14 protein-coding genes, 1 tRNA gene and 1 pseudogene are annotated in these 19,122 nt (G+C 67.6%); 8 read left to right on the top strand and 8 right to left on the bottom strand.

Annotation, left to right across the window (positions count from 1 at the left end):
• The first annotated feature begins 412 nt into the window (after window positions 1-412).
• The 3 genes and pseudogenes from AB2M62_RS00440 to AB2M62_RS00430 all read left to right on the top strand — a co-directional run bounded on the left by AB2M62_RS00440 (window position 413) and on the right by AB2M62_RS00430 (window position 6,179).
• Entirely contained in the window at window positions 413-1,561 is a 1,149-nt protein-coding gene (locus tag AB2M62_RS00440) for an efflux RND transporter periplasmic adaptor subunit (protein ID WP_404336860.1), read from the top strand.
• Window positions 1,562-1,567: 6 nt separating this feature from the next.
• A pseudogene (locus AB2M62_RS00435) lies at window positions 1,568-4,755 on the top strand (efflux RND transporter permease subunit).
• Entirely contained in the window at window positions 4,752-6,179 is a 1,428-nt protein-coding gene (locus AB2M62_RS00430) for an efflux transporter outer membrane subunit (RefSeq protein ID WP_404336858.1), read from the top strand. The pseudogene AB2M62_RS00435 and the gene AB2M62_RS00430 overlap by 4 nt, the downstream one beginning before the upstream one ends.
• On the opposite strand, the gene AB2M62_RS00425 is transcribed toward AB2M62_RS00430, so the two are convergent.
• From AB2M62_RS00425 to AB2M62_RS00405, 5 genes are read right to left on the bottom strand one after another with little or no spacing between them, the layout of a single operon-like run.
• Window positions 6,176-7,516 carry a tryptophan 7-halogenase gene (locus tag AB2M62_RS00425; RefSeq protein WP_404336856.1) on the bottom strand — a complete coding sequence of 447 codons (1,341 nt, stop codon included), beginning with the start codon at window positions 7,514-7,516 and terminating at the stop codon, window positions 6,176-6,178. The two genes, AB2M62_RS00430 and AB2M62_RS00425, sit on opposite strands and share 4 nt — an antisense overlap.
• Window positions 7,513-9,015, bottom strand: a complete 1,503-nt coding sequence (locus AB2M62_RS00420) for a tryptophan halogenase family protein (RefSeq protein ID WP_404336854.1) — start codon at window positions 9,013-9,015, stop codon at window positions 7,513-7,515. Before AB2M62_RS00420 ends, AB2M62_RS00425 begins: the two co-directional genes overlap by 4 nt.
• Window positions 9,016-9,063: 48 nt before the next feature.
• Window positions 9,064-9,690: a 2-dehydro-3-deoxy-6-phosphogalactonate aldolase gene (locus AB2M62_RS00415; RefSeq protein ID WP_404336852.1), complete on the bottom strand. Its 627-nt coding sequence runs from the start codon at window positions 9,688-9,690 to the stop codon at window positions 9,064-9,066.
• Window positions 9,687-10,550: a 2-dehydro-3-deoxygalactonokinase gene (locus AB2M62_RS00410; RefSeq protein ID WP_404336850.1), complete on the bottom strand. Its 864-nt coding sequence runs from the start codon at window positions 10,548-10,550 to the stop codon at window positions 9,687-9,689. The genes AB2M62_RS00415 and AB2M62_RS00410 overlap by 4 nt, the downstream gene beginning before the upstream one ends.
• Before the next feature lie 2 nt (window positions 10,551-10,552).
• Window positions 10,553-12,181 carry a sodium/sugar symporter gene (locus AB2M62_RS00405; protein ID WP_404336848.1) on the bottom strand — a complete coding sequence of 543 codons (1,629 nt, stop codon included), beginning with the start codon at window positions 12,179-12,181 and terminating at the stop codon, window positions 10,553-10,555.
• Between the two features lie 161 nt (window positions 12,182-12,342).
• On the opposite strand from AB2M62_RS00405, the gene AB2M62_RS00400 reads away from it, so the two are divergent.
• Window positions 12,343-13,083: a FadR/GntR family transcriptional regulator gene (locus AB2M62_RS00400; RefSeq protein WP_404336846.1), complete on the top strand. Its 741-nt coding sequence runs from the start codon at window positions 12,343-12,345 to the stop codon at window positions 13,081-13,083.
• Between the two features lie 17 nt (window positions 13,084-13,100).
• Window positions 13,101-14,036, top strand: a complete 936-nt coding sequence (locus AB2M62_RS00395) for a Gfo/Idh/MocA family protein (RefSeq protein WP_404336844.1) — start codon at window positions 13,101-13,103, stop codon at window positions 14,034-14,036.
• A gap of 19 nt (window positions 14,037-14,055) precedes the next feature.
• Here the strand turns inward: AB2M62_RS00395 and AB2M62_RS00390 are convergent, their stop codons facing one another.
• On the bottom strand, window positions 14,056-14,697 hold the full coding sequence (locus tag AB2M62_RS00390) for an SGNH/GDSL hydrolase family protein (RefSeq protein WP_404336842.1): 642 nt from the start codon (window positions 14,695-14,697) through the stop codon (window positions 14,056-14,058).
• 217 nt (window positions 14,698-14,914) lie between these two features.
• Between AB2M62_RS00390 and AB2M62_RS00385 the strand changes: the two genes are divergently transcribed.
• Both AB2M62_RS00385 and hemW read left to right on the top strand, forming a co-directional pair.
• Window positions 14,915-14,988: transfer RNA gene (locus tag AB2M62_RS00385), tRNA-Gly, on the top strand.
• A 247-nt stretch (window positions 14,989-15,235) separates the two neighbouring features.
• Entirely contained in the window at window positions 15,236-16,390 is a 1,155-nt protein-coding gene (gene hemW / locus AB2M62_RS00380) for a radical SAM family heme chaperone HemW (RefSeq protein WP_404336840.1), read from the top strand.
• A 43-nt stretch (window positions 16,391-16,433) separates the two neighbouring features.
• Here hemW and AB2M62_RS00375 read toward each other — a convergent pair whose 3' ends face one another.
• A complete protein-coding gene (locus AB2M62_RS00375) occupies window positions 16,434-17,612 on the bottom strand; it encodes a penicillin-binding protein activator (protein WP_404336838.1) in 1,179 nt (392 codons plus the stop codon).
• 47 nt (window positions 17,613-17,659) lie between these two features.
• On the opposite strand from AB2M62_RS00375, the gene rsmI reads away from it, so the two are divergent.
• Window positions 17,660-18,493, top strand: coding sequence for a 16S rRNA (cytidine(1402)-2'-O)-methyltransferase (gene rsmI, locus AB2M62_RS00370; RefSeq protein ID WP_404336836.1), 834 nt, complete (start codon window positions 17,660-17,662; stop codon window positions 18,491-18,493).
• 16 nt (window positions 18,494-18,509) lie between these two features.
• Here rsmI and AB2M62_RS00365 read toward each other — a convergent pair whose 3' ends face one another.
• Window positions 18,510-19,043, bottom strand: a complete 534-nt coding sequence (locus AB2M62_RS00365; protein ID WP_404336835.1) for a GNAT family N-acetyltransferase — start codon at window positions 19,041-19,043, stop codon at window positions 18,510-18,512.
• Between the last annotated feature and the right edge of the window lie 79 nt (window positions 19,044-19,122).

Below are 19,122 nucleotides of genomic sequence, written 5' to 3'. Positions count from 1 at the left end.
CCTTTAAATCCATCGGAGTACGCCCATATTCCCTTTCGAGTTCAACAACATGGAAGGAGGTGATCGAATGTCTCATTGTCATACGCCGTCTGCGGCGAGCACTCAGGCACCGATCCGCTCGTTCGGAGCGCGTGCCTGAAGGCACCCAATAGCGCCGCTCGCCGCAGCGGCCGGACAATGGATAGGCCGTCTTCCCCTAGCGGGAGGGCGGCCTTTCGCATTTGCAGCAGAATCGTGAAGCCTGACACACTCTGATACATTTCTTCGCTAGAAGCCCCGCAACCACGCTCTTATGGGCGAGTTTCGTAACGGAACGGCGCTCGCCTCCGGGCGCCTCAATCGGGTCTGCGAATTGAACCTCCACGCATCGATCAGCCATCGCCGATCGGCCCTGCCCTTGCTGGCAGCGGCCTTGATCCTATCCTCGTGCGGACAAGGCAGCAGCGATGCCGCCAAGAAGAAGGGCGCCGCCGGCCCGCCGCAAGTCGGCTATGTCGTCGTCCAGCCGAGCAGCGTCGCCGTAACCGCCGAGCTTTCGGGCCGAGTCACTGCGTTCGAAACGTCCGAAGTGCGCCCGCAAGTCGCGGGCCTGATCAAGAAGCGCCTGTTCACCGAGGGCTCGATCGTCCACGCCGGGCAGACGCTCTACCAGATCGATCCGAGCCTCTATCAGGCGGCCGCAGCCGAGGCCTCGGCCAATCTCCAGAGCGCCCGCGCCACCGCGGAAGCGGCACGCGTCAAGGCGGAGCGCTATCGCCCGCTCGCGCAGATGCAGGCCGTCAGCGCGCAGGACTATACCGACGCTGCGGCAACGGCCCGTCAGGCCAATGCCGCGGTGGCGCAGAGCAACGCCCAACTCCAGACCGCGCGGATCAACCTGCGCTTCACCCGCGTCCCCTCGCCGATCACCGGCCGCATCGGCCGATCGCTGTTCACCGAAGGCGCGCTGGTCACCACCAACCAGACCGATCCGCTCGCCGTGATCCAGCGGCTCGATCCGATCTTCGTCGACATCCAGCAATCGAGCGCCGACATGCTCGCGCTGCGCCGCGCATTGGCCAAGGGCGGGGTTACCCCGGCAAGCGCCAACGTCCGCCTCAAGCTTGAGGATGGCAGCGATTACGGCGTAGTCGGCACCGTCGAATTTTCCGAAGTGATGGTCAACCAGAGCACCGGCACGGTGACGCTGCGCGCGCGCTTCGCCAATCCCGAAGGGGTGTTGTTGCCCGGCATGTTTGCCCGCGCCGTGTTCGACCAGGCGATCGATCGCCAGGCCTTCCTCGTGCCCCAGGCCGGGCTCTCGCGCGATCCGCGCGGCAACGCGACCGTCTATGTCGTCGGCCCGAACAACAAGGCCGTGGCACGCACCGTCGTCGCCGATCGCGCGATCGGCGACAAATGGGTGGTGACGCAGGGGCTTGCGCCCGGCGACAAGGTGATCGTCCAGGGCACCGGCAATCTGCGCCCCAATATCGACATCCGCCCAGTGCCTGCCAGCCAGGCGCAGCAGATCCAGGCGCCCAAGGGGGATCAGGGCGCGTCCAAGGCGAAGGGCAACTAACCCCCCATGTCACGCATCTTCATCGATCGCCCGATCTTCGCCTGGGTGATCGCGATCATCGTCATGCTGATGGGGGTCGGCGCGATCATGTCGCTGCCGATCGCGCAATATCCCGATATCGCGCCGCCGCAGGTCAACATCCGCGCCACCTATCCCGGCGCATCGGCCGAGACGGTGCAGAATTCGGTGACTCAGGTGCTGGAGCAGCAGCTTACCGGCATCGACGGGCTGCTCTATTTCAGCTCGTCGTCCACCTCGCGCGGCGCCGTGACGATCACCGCGACCTTCGAGAAGGGCACCGATCCGGACATCGCCCAGGTCCAGGTGCAGAACCAGGTCCAGCAGGCGCTGTCCCGCCTGCCCTCCCAGGTCCAGCAGCAGGGTCTGCGCGTCACCAAGTCCAATGCCGACTTCCTGCTGATCGTCGGCGTCTATGACGAGACCGACCGCGTCACCAACCAAGACGTGTCGGACTGGCTCGCTTCGAACCTCCAGGATCCGCTCGCGCGCGTCCCCGGCGTCGGCGAGACCAATGTGTTCGGCGCGCCCTATGCGATGCGCATCTGGCTCAACCCCGATCGCCTCGCCAGCTATTCGCTGATGCCGAGCGACGTGGTGACCGCGATCACCAACCAGAACACCGAAGTTGCCGCGGGCGAGATCGGCGGCCAGCCGCAGCCCAAGGAGCAGATGCTCAACGCCACGGTGACCGCCCAGTCACGGCTCCAGACGCCCGAGCAGTTCCGCAAGATCATCCTCAAGACCGAGACCAGCGGCGCGACCGTGCATCTGAGCGACGTCGCCCGCATCGAACTGGGCGCCGAGAGCTACAACGCCGTCACTCGCGTCAACCAGCATCCGGGCGCCGGCATCGCCGTGAGCCTGTCGCCGGGCGCCGACGCGCTCGCCACCGCCGAGCTGGTCAAGGCGCAGGTGGAGGCAATCTCCAAGACCTTCCCGGCGGGCTTCAAATTCGCCTATGCCAACGACACCACCGGCTTCATCAAGCTGTCGATCGACGAAGTGGTGAAGACGCTGATCGAGGCGATCATCCTGGTCGTGATCGTGATGTTCGTCTTCCTGCAGAGCTGGCGCGCCACGCTGATCCCGACGATCGCGGTGCCGGTGGTGCTGCTGGGCACCTTTGCGGTGTTCTACGCGCTCGGCTTCACGATCAACACGCTGACGCTGTTCGGGCTCGTGCTGGCGATCGGCCTGCTCGTCGATGACGCGATCGTCGTGGTCGAGAATGTCGAGCGGCTGATGGAGGAGAATCCCGAGCTCACGCCACGCGAGGCGACGATCCAGTCGATGGACCAGATCCAGGTCGCGCTCGTCGCGATCGCGCTGGTGCTTTCGGCGGTGTTCCTGCCGATGGCGTTCTTCGGCGGCTCCACCGGCGTGATCTATCGCCAGTTCTCGGTGACGATCGTCTCGTCGATGGTGCTTTCGGTGCTCGTCGCGCTGATCCTCACCCCGGCGCTCACTGCGACGCTGCTCAAGAAGAAGAGCGAGGAGCATAACGGCTTCGTCGAGCGGCGATTCCCCCGGGTCGGGGCGTTCTTCACCCGCGCGCGCGATGGCTTCAACACGCGCTTCGAGGCGGGCGTTGAGCGCTATACCAGCGCCGTCACCAAGGTGGTCGACCGCAAGTGGATCTTCGTGCTGATCTATCTCGCGATCTGCGCGCTGCTGGTGCTGATGTTCGTCCGCCTGCCCACCGGTTTCCTTCCCACCGAGGACCAAGGCGCGGCGCTGGTGCAATACCGCCTTCCCGCCGGCGCAACCCAGAGCCGCACCCAGGAAGTGCAGCTCGCGGTCGAGAAATATTTCCGCGAGCAGGAAGGCAAGAACGTCCAGACGATGTTCACCGTTACCGGCGGTGGTGGCGGTGGCGGCGCTTCGGGCCAGAATACCGGCCAGGGCTTCCTCAACCTCACCGACTGGTCCGATCGCAAGGGCAAGCAGAACGGCGCCGACGCGATCGTGCTGCGCGCGTCGGGCGCCTTCCGCAATTTCCGCGACGCCCAGGTCTTCGCGCTGGTGCCGCCGGCGATCCGCGGCCTCGGCCAGTCGACCGGCTTCACCATGGAGCTGCAGAATGCCAATGGCATGTCGCGCGAGGATTTCGTCGCCGCGCGCGACAAGCTGGTGGCGATGGCCAATCAGGATCCGATGCTGGCCCAGGTCCGCCTTTCGGACCTGCCCGACGTTGCCACGCTCAAGGTCGATGTCGATCAGGAAAAGCTCTCCGCGCTGGGGCTCAGCCAGAGCGACGTGAACAGCACGCTGTCGACCGCCTGGGGTGGCCGCTACGTCAACGACTTCATCGATCGCGGCCGCGTCAAGCGCGTCTATGTCCAGGGCGATGCGCAATATCGCGCCAGCCCGGACAATATCAACGAATGGTTCGTCCGCGGCAGCGATGGCGCGATGGCACCCTTTTCGTCCTTTGCGCAGACGAGCTGGGCGACCGCGCCGACCACCATGTCGCGCTTCCAGGGCATCCCCGCCTTCGAGATCCAAGGCCAGGCCGCGCCCGGCCAGAGCTCGGGCGAGGCGATGCGCCGGATGGAAGAGCTGGCCGCGCAGATCCCGGGCACCAGCGTCGCCTGGGCGGGGCTTTCCTATCAGGAGCGGCTCTCTTCGGGCCAGGCGCCGATCCTCTACGGCATCTCGCTGCTCGTGGTCTTCCTGTGCCTCGCCGCGCTCTATGAGAGCTGGTCGATCCCGGTCGCGGTGCTGCTCGTCATTCCACTCGGGCTGGTCGGCGCGATCTTCGCGGTGACGCTGCGCGGGCTGCAGAACGACGTCTATCTGCAGATCGGGCTGCTCACCACCATGGGCTTGGCCGCGAAGAACGCGATCCTGATGATCGAGTTCGCCGAATTTGCCGAAAAGCAGGGCAAGCGCGTGATCGAGGCAGCGATCGAGGCGGCACGGATCCGCATCCGCCCGATCCTGATGACCAGCCTCGCCTTCATCTTCGGCGTGCTGCCGCTGGCAATCTCGACGGGCGCCGGCGCGAACAGCCGTATCGCGATCGGCACCGCGGTGATCGGGGGATGCTCACCGCGACGATCCTGGCGATCTTCTACATCCCGCTGTTCTTCGTCCTCGTCCGTCGCGGCGTGCGCGACGGGCTCAAGGCCGTGCGCGGACGGCTGCATCACGATCCGGAGGCGCAGGCATGAAGCGCGCGGCTTTTCTCGCCCTGATGCTCGCGGGCTGCTCGATGGATCCCAAATATGTCCAGCCCGAAGCCCCGGTGCCGCCGAGCTGGCCGGTGGGCGATGCCTATCTCAAGACCAGCGAAGCGACGCTGCCCACGGTCACCTATCGCGACATCTTCCGCGATGCGCGGCTGCAGGCACTGATCGAGCAGGCGCTGGCCAACAATCGCGATCTGCGCGTGGCGGCGGCGAACATCCGCGCCGCGCGCGCGCAATATCGCATCCAGCGCGCCGATCGTTTCCCGGAAGTGACCGCCAGCGTCGGCGCGACCGAGCAAGGCGGAACGACGAGCGGCACCAACGGCCAGGGCACGCGATCCAGCTTCACGGCGAGCGGCGGCGTCACCGGCTTCGAGCTCGACTTGTTCGGCCGGGTCGCCTCGCTGACGCGCGCCGAGCAGAACCGCTATTTCGCCAGCGAGGCCGGCGCGCGCGCCACCCGCCTCACCCTGATCGGCGACATCGCCGACGCCTGGCTGACCTATGCCGCCGATGCCAGCCTGCTCCGAATCGCGCAGGACACCGCGTCGAACGCCGAGAACAGCGTCAAGCTGACGCGCGCGCGGCTGGATGGCGGCATCGCCCCGCGCACCGACCTGCGCCAGGCCGAGCAGATTCTCGAAGGCGCGCGCGCCGATCTCGCCGAACAGACCACCGCGCTGGCGCAGGACATCAACGCGCTGCAGCTGCTCGTCGGCGCGCCGATCGACCAGGCACGGCTCGCGCCATCGATCGAGACCGCCGGCCCGACGATCGCCGAGCTGCCTGCAGGCGTCGATTCGGGCGTGCTGCTCCGCCGCCCCGACGTGGTCCAGGCCGAATACACGTTGCGCGCCGCCAATGCCGAGATCGGCGCGGCGCGCGCGGCGCTGTTCCCGCGCATCTCCTTGACCGGGCTGCTCGGCCTCGCCAGCAACGCGCTGACCGGGCTGTTTAGCGGCGGCGGGTTCAACTGGTCGGCGGGCGGCGATGCGAGCTATTCGATCTTCAACGCCGGCGCCGGGCGCGCCAATGTCCGGCTGACCGAGGCGCAGCGCGACGCCGCAGTCGCGACCTATGAGAAGGCGATCCAGAGCGCCTTCCGCGAAGTCGCCGACGCACTGGCGCGGCGCGGCACGATCACCGAGCAGGTCCGCGCGACGACTGCGCAATCGACTGCAGCGGCCGACACCTATCGCCTGACCGAGGCGCGCTATCGCGGCGGGATCGACACCTTCCTGTCGAGTCTCGACGCACAGCGCTCGCTTTATACCGCTCAACGAGCAGTGGTCGCGGTGGAGCTCCAGCAGGCGAGCAATCTGGTGACGCTGTACCGCACGCTGGGGGGCGATTCGCTGCTCAACGCAAGCGAGACCGGCCCCGTGCCCGCGACGCAGCGGCCCTAGCGCCGCGCGAGATACTCCCCGAACGGCGGCAGCTGCGCGGGGATGCCGGCCAGCCCCTCGGCGAAGCGGCGCAGCCCGGCGACCGCCGCCTGCTCGGGCACCGCCGCCGCCAGCGGATCGATCGCGCGGGGCAGCAGCCCCAGGCCGAACAGCGCCGCGAGCCAGGTCTCGCGGTCGAGCCCATCCTCGTCGCGCGCGACGAAGCGCCCGCGCGAGCAGAATTGTTCGAGGACGGGCGGCAGCGCCACGCCCCAGCGCCGATAATGGACCGCGACGAAATCGTGCGCGCACGCGTCCTCGGCCGCGGCGCGACGATTATATTCGGCGAGTTCGATCGGCGCGCAGTCGCGCCCAGGCAGCAAGTCGAGCGCGCGCAGGATCGCGCTGTGCGCCAGATGCAGCGGCAGCCAGTGGAGCGGATCGAGCGCCACTGCGGCGTCGCCGATCGCCAGCACGTTGCCGATCCAGGGCCGCGGCCGCCGCCCGGCCCGCAGCGCGATCTCCCCCGTCCCGACGCTGCCGGCAAGCGTGCGATCCGGGAACGGCGCGCGCCACTGCCACCCCGTCTCCGACGCGGTCAGGGTGTCGTTGGGGTCGAGCGCGCCGCCGGTCGCCGCGTCGAAGGACAGGCGGTCGAACGGCAAGGCCCAATCCTCGAACGCAGGATCGAGCGCCGACAGCAGCAGCGCGGCGGGCCCCGCGGCATCGACGAACAGATCGGCCTCGACGCGCCGGCCATCGTCGAGCCGCAGTGCCGCGATCCCGACATCGTCGCGCCGCTCGATCCCCGCAAGCCGGCCGCCGCTGCGCCGCACTCCCAGCCGATCGCCATGCGCCGCCAGCGCTGCCCGGCAGCGCTCGAGATCGAGCCGCAGCGCATAGTCGAAGCCGGAAAGCGGCGGCCGGGACTGGGGGTGGACGAACTTCCCCGCCTCGGCGATCACCCCTGCGGCGGCATAGAGGTGATAGGCTTCGGCCTGTCCCGCCTGCCGCGCGCGCGCCCAGAGCTGGTGGAAGGGCGGATTGCTCTCCGGCACGCCATGATCGCCATGGACGTGCACCCAGGCCTCGCCCGGCCAATTCTCGAAGCGCAGCCCGAGCCGGGGCAGCGCCGCGCCCGAGCGGATCAGAGCGGCTTCTTCGATCCCGATCGCGGCGTGAAAGCGGTGGATCGCACTGGTGCTGCCCGGCAGACGATCGGCGAGCGCAGCGGGATCGACCGGGGTCTCGATCAGCGTCACCGCAACGCCTGGCAGTGCGCGCGCAAAGGCGGCGGCGGCGGACAGCGCGACGATCCCGCCGCCGAGCACCGCGACCGAACGGATCGCCCGGCTCATGCCAGCGCGCCCAATCCGGCGAGCGCAGCGCGATGACCGGGGACAGTTTCGACCGGCGCGGCGATCGCCCCGCGCATCCGCTTCAGCTCCTGGTCGAGCGCCGCGAACGGCACGGCATCGACGCGTTGGTCCCAGGCGGCGGGCATCACGCCCTGGCCGATCAGCACTGCGATCCAGCTCGGCTCGAAGAACAGCCCCTTGGCATAGCGCTGGAGCCGGCCGGCGCGCCGGAAAAGCGCCAGCTTCTCGGCCAGGCTGTCGGGGATCGGCTGGGCGCGTACGTCGCGCCAGAAGTCCGAATCGTCGCGCGTACTGGCGTGATAGTGGAGGATCAGGAAGTCGCGGATGCGATCATATTCATAGTCGATCTCGGCGTTGAACGCGTCGCGGTCGCCCGAGTCGACCCCGTCGATCGGGAACAGCTCGAGCAGCTGGGTGATCGCCGCCTGGACGAGATAGATGCTGGTCGATTCGAGCGGCTCGAGAAAGCCCGAGGCGAGCCCGACGGCGATCACATTGTGCGACCAGCTGCGCTTGCGGCGACCGGCACGGAACCGCAGCACCCGAGGATCGGCGAGCGGCGCGCCGTCGACTGCGGCGAGGATCGCGTCGCCCGCGGCATCGTCGCTCAGATGCGCGCTCGAATAGACATAGCCATTGCCGACCCGCTGCTGGAGCGGGATGCGCCAGCGCCAGCCGCTCGGCATCGCCGTAGCGCGGGTCAGCGGCTCGATTTCCCCCTTGGGCGATTCGCAGGGTAACGCCACGGCGCGGTCGCAGGGCAGCCAGTGCGACCAGTCCTCCCAGTCCTCGCCCAGCACTTCGCCCAGCAACAGGCTGCGAAAGCCCGAGCAATCGACGAACAGGTCGCCCTCGACGCGTGCGCCGTTCTCCAGCACCAGCGCCGCGACATCGCCGCTCTCGGGATGGCGCTCGACTCCGGTGATCCGCCCCTCGGTGCGCGTCGCGCCCTGCCCGACGGCAAAGTCGCGCAGATGCGGGCCGAAGCGCGTCGCATCGAACTGATAGGCATAGGCGTATGCGGACAGCGGCGACGCTGGATCGCTGGCCGGCGCCGCGAACCGGCCTGCCGCCGCCATGACGTTGGCCACGCCATAGTCGAAGAGGCTGCCGCCCTCGCCCTCGGCTTGGAGCCGCAGCCAATAGTGCAGAAAAGGGATGCCGCCCAGCGGCTGGCCGAAAGCGCCAAAGGGGTGGAGGTAGCGGTCCCCCGGCTTGCCGAAATCGCGGAATTCGATGCCCAGCTTGAAGGTGGCATGAGTGGCGCGCATGAACGCCGCCTCGTCGAGGCCCAGCCGCAGAAGGAACGCGCGCAGGTGCGGCAGCGTCGCCTCGCCGACGCCGACGATGCCGATCTCCGCCGATTCGATCAGCTGAACGGTGCAGGCATGCGGCAGCAGCCGGACGAGCGCCGCCGCTGCCATCCACCCCGCCGTGCCGCCGCCGACCACGACGACCCGGGTCCGCCGATCCTGCAAATTTCCTCTCCCGCCTGTCTTGCCGACACGCTGGCGGAGGAAAGGTGTTTAGGAAAGCCCCGCCACAAAGGCGCGGGCATTATCGCCGACCTGTGCCGCGCTCAGGCCCGGCTTGTACAGCGCCGAGCCGAGACCGAAGCCCGCAGCCCCGGCATCGCGCCACGGCCCCATCGTGTCCGGCGCGACTCCGCCGACCGGCAGCAACCGCAAATCCTTGGGCAGCACTGCGCGCATCGCCTTGAGGATCGCCGGGCTCGAGCCTTCGGCCGGGAACAGCTTGAGCGCGGTCGCCCCTGCGTCGAGCGCCGCGAACGCCTCGCTGGGCGTCATCACGCCGGGCAGCGAAACCAGCCCCGCCGCCGCGCTTGCCGCAATCACCTGGGTATTGGCGTTGGGCGAGATGATCATCGTGCCCCCGACATCGTGCACGCCCTGGACGTCCGCGACGCGCAGCACCGTGCCCGCGCCGATCACCGCGCGGCCGGCGAAGCGCTTGGCGAGCCTGCCGATGCTGTCGAACGGCTCGGGCGAATTGAGCGGCACTTCGATCAGGGTAAATCCGGCCTCGACCAGCGCCTCGCCGATATCCTCGACTTCATCGGGCTTCACCCCGCGCAGAATCGCGATCAGCGGGCAGCGGGCAAAGGCGGTGTCGAACTCGGCGATATGGCTCATGATTGGTCCCGAATAGCGATGATTCCCGCGACGAACGCGGCGTGACTGTCGACGATATGGGCATGCCGTCCATGCGCTTCCACTGCCGCGGCATAAAGCCCGCCCAGCGCCGGATCGGCGAGGATGTGCACGGTGTCGTGGCCGTTGCGCTCGAGCCGGGCGGCGACATCGGCACCGATCAGGAGTCCGCTGGCGAACGACGCCGCGTCGTCATCGTCGCGCGTGCCCAGCATCTTGGCGGCGCGGATGCCGAACAGCGACGCGGCGAGATCGCGCCGGCACCCTTCCTCGACGCCTTGGAGAAACGCCCGGCCTCGCGTCACTTCGCCGCCGATCTGGGTCGCAAGCAGGCCGTATTTGCGCAACAGCGCAAACAATTCGCCGGTCATCGCCGTAGTGAAGCCGGTGACTCGGCCATCGGTCATGTCGACCCATTTGCAATGCGTGCCCGGCTGGGCGAGCAGCGCGTCGCGCGGCACCAGCCCTGCCTCGACGGCGCCGAGCAACTGGACTTCCTCGCCCCGCATCACATCCGGCCGGCCGTTGTCCATCGTCGAGATGCCCGGCACGATCGCGGTCTTCGCGTCGATCCGCAACAGCCCCGCGGCGACTTCGGGAACGCCCGCCGGAGCCGCCACATAGGGCGCCAGCCGCCAGCCGATGTTCGATCCGACCATCCCGGCGAGCAGCATCGGCAGATCGGCGAAGCGCTGGCGGATACCGGCAACCTCGGCGGCGAAGTCCTGCACCGAGGTGACGCCCTTGTCGTCGCGCGCGGTGCCGACGACTTCGCCGTTCTCCAATACGAACACGCGGCGGTTGGTTGTCCCCCAATCGACCGCCAGGAACCGTTCCGCCATTCTCACCACCAGGTTGCGTACAGCGCGATCAGGATCAGGACGACGCCGATCGCAGCCACATTGAACACCATCGGCGTGCGGAAAGTCACCCCTTCCATCGTCACGCGGTTGGCGTTGCCCTTGCCGCGCACCAGCAGCGACACCGCCATCGCCAGGAACAGGCTGACCAGGAACACGAACATCATCCGGTTCATGAAGGGCAGCAGATAGGCGTTGACCGCATCGGGCAGCCACGCCGCGGGGATCGACGCCTTGAGCAGGAACGAGAGCAGCACCGAGGTGAGCGCGGCGACGATTGCGCCCGCTTCGGTCGCCGGCTTCCAGAACAGGCCGAGCAGGAAGATCACGGTGATGCCCGGCGTGAAGAAGCCCGAGAATTCCTGGATGAACTGGAACGCCTGGTCCGATTGGCCGATCAGCGGCTTGGCGGCGAGGATCGCGATCACGACGGCGACCGCGGCAACGATGCGCCCGACCAGCACCAGATGCTTCTCCTGCCCGGTCTTGCCCTCGCCCTGCTCGCCGCGGGTGTTGATGCCGCGCGCCTTGGCATAGAGATCGAGGGTGAAGATCGTGCCGATCGAATTGATCTTGGAGGCAGTCGAGGCGATGATCGCAGCGACCAGCGCGGCGAAGACGAGGCCGAGCAGACCCGGCGGCAGCAGCTTGAGCATCGTCGGATAGGCTTCGTCGCCCACCGCAAGATTCGGCGCGAGCATGACGGCGGCGATGCCCGGCAACACGATGATCACCGGCATCAGCAGCTTGAGGTACGCCGCGAGCGTGATGCCCTTTTGCGCCTCGGCGAGGTTCTTCGCGGCCAGCGCGCGCTGGATGATATACTGATTGAAACCCCAATAGCTGAGGTTCGCGATCCACATGCCGCCGATCAGCACGGCGATGCCGGGCAGATCCTTGTAGAAGGGATTGTCAGGCGACAGGATCATGTCGAACTTCTCGGGATGCGCGGTCGCCAGGGTATGGAAGCCCGCGAGGATGCCCTGCCCGCCGCCGATCTGATCGAGCGTCAGATACGAGACGATCAGCCCGCCCATCACCAGCAGCGTCACCTGGACGATGTCGGTCAGCGCCACCGCCTTGAGGCCGCCATAGAGCTGATAGAGCAAGGCGAAGCCGCCCAGGCCGATCAGCGCCGCAGTCTGATCGACACCCGCCACCTTGTGGACCGCGATCGAACCGAGCCAGATGATCGAGGTGAGGTTCACGAACACATAGAGCGCGAGCCAGAACACCGCCATCAGCACCGGGAGCACGCGGCCATAGCGCTGCTCGAGGAACTGCGGCATCGTGTAGATCTCGTTCTTGAGGAAGATCGGCAGAAAATATTTGCCGACGATCAAGAGCGTCAGCGCCGCCATCCACTCGTAAGAAGCGATCGCCAGGCCGATCTTGTAGCCCGAGCCCGCCATGCCGACGATCTGCTCGGCCGAGATGTTCGCCGCGATCAGCGACGCGCCGATCGCCCACCAGGGCAGCGACTTCGATGCGAGGAAATAGTCCGACGTGTCCTTGGCGTGGCCTGCCTTTTCGCGGCTGACCCATTGCGCCAAGCCGAAGATGCCGATGGCGTAGACGATGACGACGATCAGGTCGATTTGTGACAGACCCATGGCTTCCTCCCCTGTACGGCGCAGTGCCGCCGCGCCGTTTCCGCGCGGTACAAAGCGATTTATCTTATTTATTGGACTTGTCCAGCGCGCGCGTCGGACTAAGGTCGCGCGCAATGACGGCGCGGGGTCGGCGATCGTCGGAACATGTGGAGCGACCGGGGATGACGATGGGCGATGGAAGGAACGAAGGGGTATTGCGGCCGTCGCTGGGGCGCAACCTGACCTATGGCATGCTCGACAGCCTGGGACGCGCGATCGTCACCGGCCATTACGAGCACGCGGCGTTCCCCACCGAGGCAGAACTCGCCAAGCAGCATGGCGTAAGCCGATCGGTCACTCGCGAGGCGGTCAAGATGCTCACCGCCAAGGGCCTGCTCAGCGCCCGCCCGCGTCAGGGTACGATGGTCCAGCCGGCGGCCTCGTGGAACCTCTTCGATACTGATGTGCTGCGCTGGCTGCTCGAGCGGCAATTCTCGATCGATTTGCTGCGCCAGTTCAACCAGTTGCGCGTCGCAATCGAGCCAGAGGCGGCGGCGCTCGCCGCGCGCTTCGCCACCGAGGCGGACCTTGCGGCGATCTCCGCGGGGCTGGCGCGGATGGAAGCGGCCGAACGCGGCGACGACGATACGCTCGATGCCGACATCACGTTTCACGTCGCGATCCTGCAGGCGTCGGGCAACCCTTTCTACGCCCAGTTCCGCGACATGGTGTCGACCGCGCTGCACACTTCGATTCGCTTCACCAACCGCCTGAAGGGGCGCACCGCCAACGTCATCGACCACACCGTGGTCCGAGACGCGATCGCCGCGCGCGATCCCGATGCCGCACGCATCGCAATGCGCGCCCTGATCGGCGACGTGCTCGAGCTGATCGAACAGGTCGAATCCAGACAAACCAGCTAGAACGAAGAGGATATTTCATGGAACAGGCAGGACGGGCCATCCGGCTCGGACTGGTCGGGATCGGCAAGATCGCGCGCGACCAGCATCTCCCCGCGCTCGCCGCCGACAAGCGCTTCGAACTGGTCGCCACCGCGAGTCGCCATGCCACGGTAGACGGGGTGATCGCGCACCGCGAGATCGGTTCGCTGATCGGCGGCGGGCATGATCTCGACGCGATTTCGCTCTGCACCCCGCCCGAGGGTCGCTATGCCCAGGCAGTCGCGGCGATCGACGCCGGGCTGCATGTGATGCTCGAAAAGCCGCCAGCCGCGACGATCAGCGAAATCGCCGCGCTTGCCGATCGCGCGCGCGCCAAGGGCGTGACGCTGTTCGCCAGCTGGCATTCGCGCGAGGCGGCGGGCGTCGCGCCGGCGCGCGACTGGCTGCGCGGCAAGCGGATCGACGCAGTGCGGATCACCTGGAAGGAAGATATTCGCCGCTGGCATCCCGGGCAGGACTGGATTCTGGCGCCGGGTGGCTTCGGCGTGTTCGACCCCGGCATCAATGCGCTGTCGATCACCACGGCAATCCTGCCGGATGCGGTGCTGCTCGAATCGGCCTGGATGGAAGTTCCCGAAGGCCGCGCCGGTCCCCTGGTTGCGGAACTGCGCATGCGCTCGGGCACCGCGCCGGTCGAGGCGAGCTTCGACTTCCTCCAGACCGGCCCGCAAACCTGGGACATCGAAGTCGATACCGATGCCGGCCGGCTGCGGCTGTCGATGGGCGGCAGCATTCTCCAGCTTCCCGGCGGCGAGGAGCAGAAGGCCCCCGACCAGGAATATCCCCGGCTCTATGCGCGCTTCGCCGAACTGGTCACCGCCGGCGAAAGCGATGTCGACATCCGCCCGTTCCAGCTCGTTGCCGATGCCTTCGTGCTGGCCGAGCGGCGGATCGGAGCGCCCTTCGCCTTTTGAGGATCGCGGGCGGCGCGGATCAGCAGGCGGCGGCGAGCCGCTGCACCCATGCGCGCCGCCCCGCCTCGTTCAGATGGACGCCGTCCGAGGTCTGTGGCGATGCGGGCGGCGCGATGAACACGGCGTGCGTCGCGCCCGCAACGGCCTGCGCCTTTGCATTCAATTGCGCGACCAGTGCGGGATCGAAGCCGGGCCCGATCCGCTTGTCGGGCTCGATCGGCTGGATGCCCATGATCGCGACGCGCGCACCGTGCACTTGCTCCACCAGCCTGGCATAATCGCGCTGCCAGGCATCAGGCTTGGCAAGCGTCGTGCGCCGCGCGTCGTTGACGCCCAGCGCGAAGATGACGAGCGAGGGCTTGGCGTCGGCCAGCAGCTTGGGAACGAGCCCCTGCCACTCGGTCACGCGACTACCGCCCAACCCGGCGTTGAGCACGGGCCGGCCGCACAGCAGGGGCACATAGGCGAATTCGGTGATGCTGTCGCCGATCAGAAAGATGCCGCCATCGGGGAAGCTCTCGGCCTGGCGCAGGATCGCCGCGGAACGCACGCGGGTGTGATCCAGAACCGCGGGACGCCGCGCCTCCGCAGTCTTATAGCCAATGCCCGTCGCGATCACCGTTGAGGCTGCCAAGACGAGGATTGCACTGATCAGCCGCACGGCAGGTCCCTATTTCCTCCTAACCCAATGCTCTCGCCCGCGATTTGTTTCTCGCCGAGCACAAATGCCTTTGCGGGCGATGACGATCTTGCGCTGCCCGGTTCGGCGCGCTAGCTAGCCGTCCGCGCGACCAGCGCCCGTGATGGTGGGATTCCACCAAAACGGATGCTGGAACGCCTGCCGAACCCCTCGGATTAGCGAGGAAGTTCAAGGCGATGCGGGTATAGCACAATGGTAGTGCAGCAGCCTTCCAAGCTGAATACGCGGGTTCGATTCCCGCTACCCGCTCCACCCTCCTCTTCAATCTGGGCATGGCTAACGAGATGCGAAGCCGCGGGTCCGGTCGGTCCCGGTGCGGCGTTTCTCGGAATATCGGGCGGGCACCGCACAACATAGAAGCACGCCAAGCCCCGAGGGTCGCACTTTGCGGGACTTGGCCGGGCAGCTCCTCAACCCCCTCGCTGTCCGGCCTAACCCTCTCTGCCCGCCCCCTTCGCGCCGCTCGAATAATCCTGGCGCCGCGCCTACATGCGTCGCCGTGTCCGAATCCTCCGCCCTTGCCGCACCGCTCGCGCTCTACGTCCACTGGCCGTTCTGCGTGTCGAAATGCCCCTATTGCGATTTCAACAGCCATGTCCGGGAGAGCGTCGATCAGGCCGCGTGGCGCGCGGCGATGCTCGCCGACCTCGCGCATGAGGCGGCGGCGCTTCCGGGGCGACGCCTGGGATCGATCTTCTTCGGCGGCGGCACCCCCTCGCTGATGCCCCCCGAAACCGTCGCGGCGGTAATCGCCGCAGCGGAAAAGCATTGGGGCTTCGAGCCCGGGATCGAGATCACCCTGGAGGCCAATCCCTCTTCGGTCGAGGCCGCGCGCTTCGCCGATCTCGCCGCCGCCGGTGTCAATCGCGTCTCGCTGGGGCTGCAGGCGCTCGACGACGACGCGCTGCGCTTCCTCGGCCGGGCGCATGGCGTCGAAGAGGGGCTGCGCGCGCTCGCAACCGCGCAATCGGTGTTCGATCGCGTCAGCTTCGACCTGATCTATGCGCGTCCCGGCCAGAGCCTCGCCGACTGGCAGGCCGAGCTCGACCGCGCGCTCGGCTTCGGCACCGAGCATCTCTCGCTCTATCAGCTGACCATCGAAGCCGGCACGCGCTTCGCGACATTGTTCGAGAAGGGCGAGCTCGCCGCTTATGACCCCGATGCCGCCGCCGACCTGTTCGAGGCGACGCGGACGATCACCGCCGCGGCGGGCCTCCCGGCCTATGAAATCTCCAACCACGCCCGTCCCGGCGCCGAGAGCCGGCACAACCTCACCTATTGGCGCTATGGCGATTATGCCGGGATCGGCCCGGGCGCGCACGGCCGGCGCGGCGGCTGCGCGACCTTCCGCCGCAAGAAGCCCGAAAACTGGATGGCCGCGATCGCGCGCAACGCGCATGGAATCGAGCGCGAGGATCCGCTGGTGCCCAGCGAGCGCGGCGTCGAGGCGCTGCTGATGGGATTGCGGCTGGCGGAAGGCATCGACCTCGCGCGGGTAGCGACACTCGCCGGCGGCACGGCACCGCTCGACTGGGACGCGCTCGCGCTGCTCGAACGCCAGGGCCTCGCTGCCCGCGATGGCGGGCGGCTGCGCATCACCGACACCGGCATGCCAGTGCTGGAGGCGATACTGCGCGAGCTGGTGATCGCCTGAGGTCGATCGTCACCCCGGCTACCCTGCCGGGGTGACGATCGACTTACTGGTTTCCGTTGAAATTGGCCGGCGCCGGCGAAACCGTCACCGTCGTTCCGCCTTTGACTTCCTGCACTTCCAGCGCACGCTCGGCGACGCCGTCGCGGCCGAAACGGAAGGCGCCGTCGAGCCCGGAAAACCCGTCACGATCGGTCAGGCGCGAAGCCGGGAACTCGTCCCCCGGCCGCCAATCGCGCGCGATCCGCACCGTGAGCAACACCGCGTCATAGCCAAGCGTCGACAGGCGATACGGCGCGTTCCCGAAGCGCGCGCGATATTTGGTGGCGTATTGGCGATAATAATTGTCCGGCACGCTGGCGAACCAGGCACCGGCGAGAACCGCCTTGCTGCCAATCCCCGAGTCGGTGTTCCACAGATCGGGCCCGAGCAGCCGCGCCGTCTTGCCGCCGGTGCGGCGGATGATCGGCGCGGCAAGCACTGCGCTTTCGGCGCTGCCCGCGATCAGGATGGCCTGATAGGGCGAGCGACCGAGCTTGGCGATCGCCCCGCTCATCGATCCCGGGCGCCCGTCGAACGTCTCGAGCGCCAGCACCTTGCCGCCCGCACCCTCGACTGCGCGCAGGAATACCGTCGCTGCGCGCTCGCCATAGACGCCGGTCGGCATCAGCCCGGCGAAATCGGTGATCCCGCTGGCCTTGGCATAATCGACCACGCGCTCGATCGATTGCACCGGTGAATAGCCGAGCAGGAAGGTGCCGCCGCCCGCCGCGGTGACATCGTTCGAGAAGCTGAGCACCGGCACGCGCGCGCGCCGCGCGATCGGGGCGACGGCGCGGGCATCCTCGGCGAGCAGCGGGCCGAGGATCAACCGGTTGCCGTCGGCGATCGCCTGAGTCGCCGCGGCGGCAGCGCCGCCGGGACCGGAGGTGTCGTAGCTGGTGATGCGCAGCGCATCGCTACGCGTGTCGAGCACCGCGAGCTGGGTGGCGTTCTGCAACGACTTGCCGACGCCGGCATTGGCGCCAGTAAGCGGCACGAGCAGCGCGATGCGATGGCGCTCGACGTCCTGCGGCAGGCCCGGCTGGATCGGACGCACCGGCGGGCGCTCGACCGGCTTTTCGGCCGGCGCAGGGCGATTGGCCTCGGGAATGACGCGGGGGCCGGTCGAACAGGCGGCGAGAAATAACGTGGCACCCAGTGCGATTCGACGAAGAATGAACATACGCCCCCGTTGCGGTTTCCCTGTGCGGTCTGCCATGACTCTCCCCGATGACCTCTTCACTTGCCCCCGGCCTCTACATCGTCGCGACGCCGATCGGCAATCTCGGTGACTTGAGCCCGCGTGCGGCTGAAATACTGATGAACGCCGATATCGTTGCGGTGGAAGACACGCGCGTGACGGCGGGGCTGTTCCGCCACCTCGGCACCAAGGGACGAATGGTCCCCTATCACGACCACAGCGCCGATGGCGTCCGCCCCGGCCTAGTCGCGCGGATGGGCACCGAAGCGGTGGCGCTGGTCTCCGACGCCGGCACGCCGCTGATCTCGGACCCCGGCTACAAGCTGGTGCGTGACGCGCGCGCGGCCGGACATCTGGTGGTCACCATCCCCGGTCCCTGCGCGGCAATCGCGGCGCTGACGCTGGCGGGCCTGCCCACCGATCGCTTCTTCTTCCTCGGCTTCCTGCCTCCCAAGGCCCAGGCCCGGGCCGAGGCGATCGCCGAAGTCGCCGCGATCCGCGCGACGCTGATCCTCTATGAATCCGGGCCGCGCCTCGCCGCGACGCTGGCGGCGTTGGCCGACGGGCTCGGCGACCGCGAAGCCGGGGTTGCGCGCGAGATCACCAAGCGTTTCGAAGAATGCGTCACCGGCACGCTCTCGGCGCTCGCCGAACGCTATGCCGAGGCGCCGCCCAAGGGCGAGATCGTGATCATCATCGGCCCGCCCGGCGAGGCCCCGCCGCCCAGCGCCGAGGATGCCGACGCCGCCCTTGCCGAGGCGCTCAGCCGCCTGCCCGTCTCGAAAGCCGCCGGCGAAGTCGCCAAGAAATTCGGGCTCGACCGCAAGCTGCTCTATGCCCGGGCGATGGAAATGAAGGGGTGAGCCCCCCGTCAGCCGGTCACCGCGTCAGCCGCGTGCGCCAGATCCGATCGTCGTCGATCCGATCGCCGAGCTGGAAGGTGCAGCGGCCGACTTCCTCGAACGCGTATCGCGCATAGAATTGCTTGGCCCGCACGTTATGATCGAAGACGGTCAGATACACTTCGCTCGCACCCTGGGTCCGCGCAGTCTGCAACGCCCATTGCATGAGGGCGTCTGCGACGCCCCGCCCCTGCCACGCACCCTGGACATAGAGTTGCTGCAGCTCCAGCGCGTCACGCGCAGGATTTTCGACCGGCGCCCGCAGCGGCGTCAGCTTGGCGTAGCCGATCGGCTGATTGTCCGCCGTGGCAATGTACCAGCGTATCGCGGGATCGTCGAAGTCCCGGGACATCGAGCCTCCGGGGAGATAGACCGAGTTGCAGAACCGCTCGAACGCCGCAGCGTCGTAATGCCGAGCGAAGGTGTCGGTAAAGATGCGACGCGCGACGGGCAGCAGGCGCTGGAGCCATGCGATATCGGGATCGAGGAAAGTCGCTCGTTCGGGCTGCATGCGCACCTCCCGTCCATATAAAGAACTCTTTATATCAACTCTGCACGATGCGCCAACGCAGCCGCCGTGCAACACTTCC

It is taken from the genome of Sphingomonas sp. MMS12-HWE2-04 (assembly GCF_044881185.1).
In the GTDB taxonomy this organism is placed as follows: domain Bacteria; phylum Pseudomonadota; class Alphaproteobacteria; order Sphingomonadales; family Sphingomonadaceae; genus Sphingomonas.
This window is presented reverse-complemented; position numbering and strand designations above follow the sequence as displayed.

Coding starts and splice junctions, on each gene's coding strand:
- AB2M62_RS00430 (WP_404336858.1), top strand. CDS start 4,752: ATGAAGCGCGCGGCTTTTCTCGCCCTGATGCTCGCGGGCTGCTCGATG.
- AB2M62_RS00425 (WP_404336856.1), bottom strand. CDS start 7,516: ATGAGCCGGGCGATCCGTTCGGTCGCGGTGCTCGGCGGCGGGATCGTC.
- AB2M62_RS00415 (WP_404336852.1), bottom strand. CDS start 9,690: ATGAGCCATATCGCCGAGTTCGACACCGCCTTTGCCCGCTGCCCGCTG.
- AB2M62_RS00410 (WP_404336850.1), bottom strand. CDS start 10,550: ATGGCGGAACGGTTCCTGGCGGTCGATTGGGGGACAACCAACCGCCGC.
- AB2M62_RS00405 (WP_404336848.1), bottom strand. CDS start 12,181: ATGGGTCTGTCACAAATCGACCTGATCGTCGTCATCGTCTACGCCATC.
- AB2M62_RS00400 (WP_404336846.1), top strand. CDS start 12,343: ATGACGATGGGCGATGGAAGGAACGAAGGGGTATTGCGGCCGTCGCTG.
- AB2M62_RS00395 (WP_404336844.1), top strand. CDS start 13,101: ATGGAACAGGCAGGACGGGCCATCCGGCTCGGACTGGTCGGGATCGGC.
- AB2M62_RS00375 (WP_404336838.1), bottom strand. CDS start 17,612: ATGTTCATTCTTCGTCGAATCGCACTGGGTGCCACGTTATTTCTCGCC.
- rsmI (WP_404336836.1), top strand. CDS start 17,660: ATGACCTCTTCACTTGCCCCCGGCCTCTACATCGTCGCGACGCCGATC.
- AB2M62_RS00365 (WP_404336835.1), bottom strand. CDS start 19,043: ATGCAGCCCGAACGAGCGACTTTCCTCGATCCCGATATCGCATGGCTC.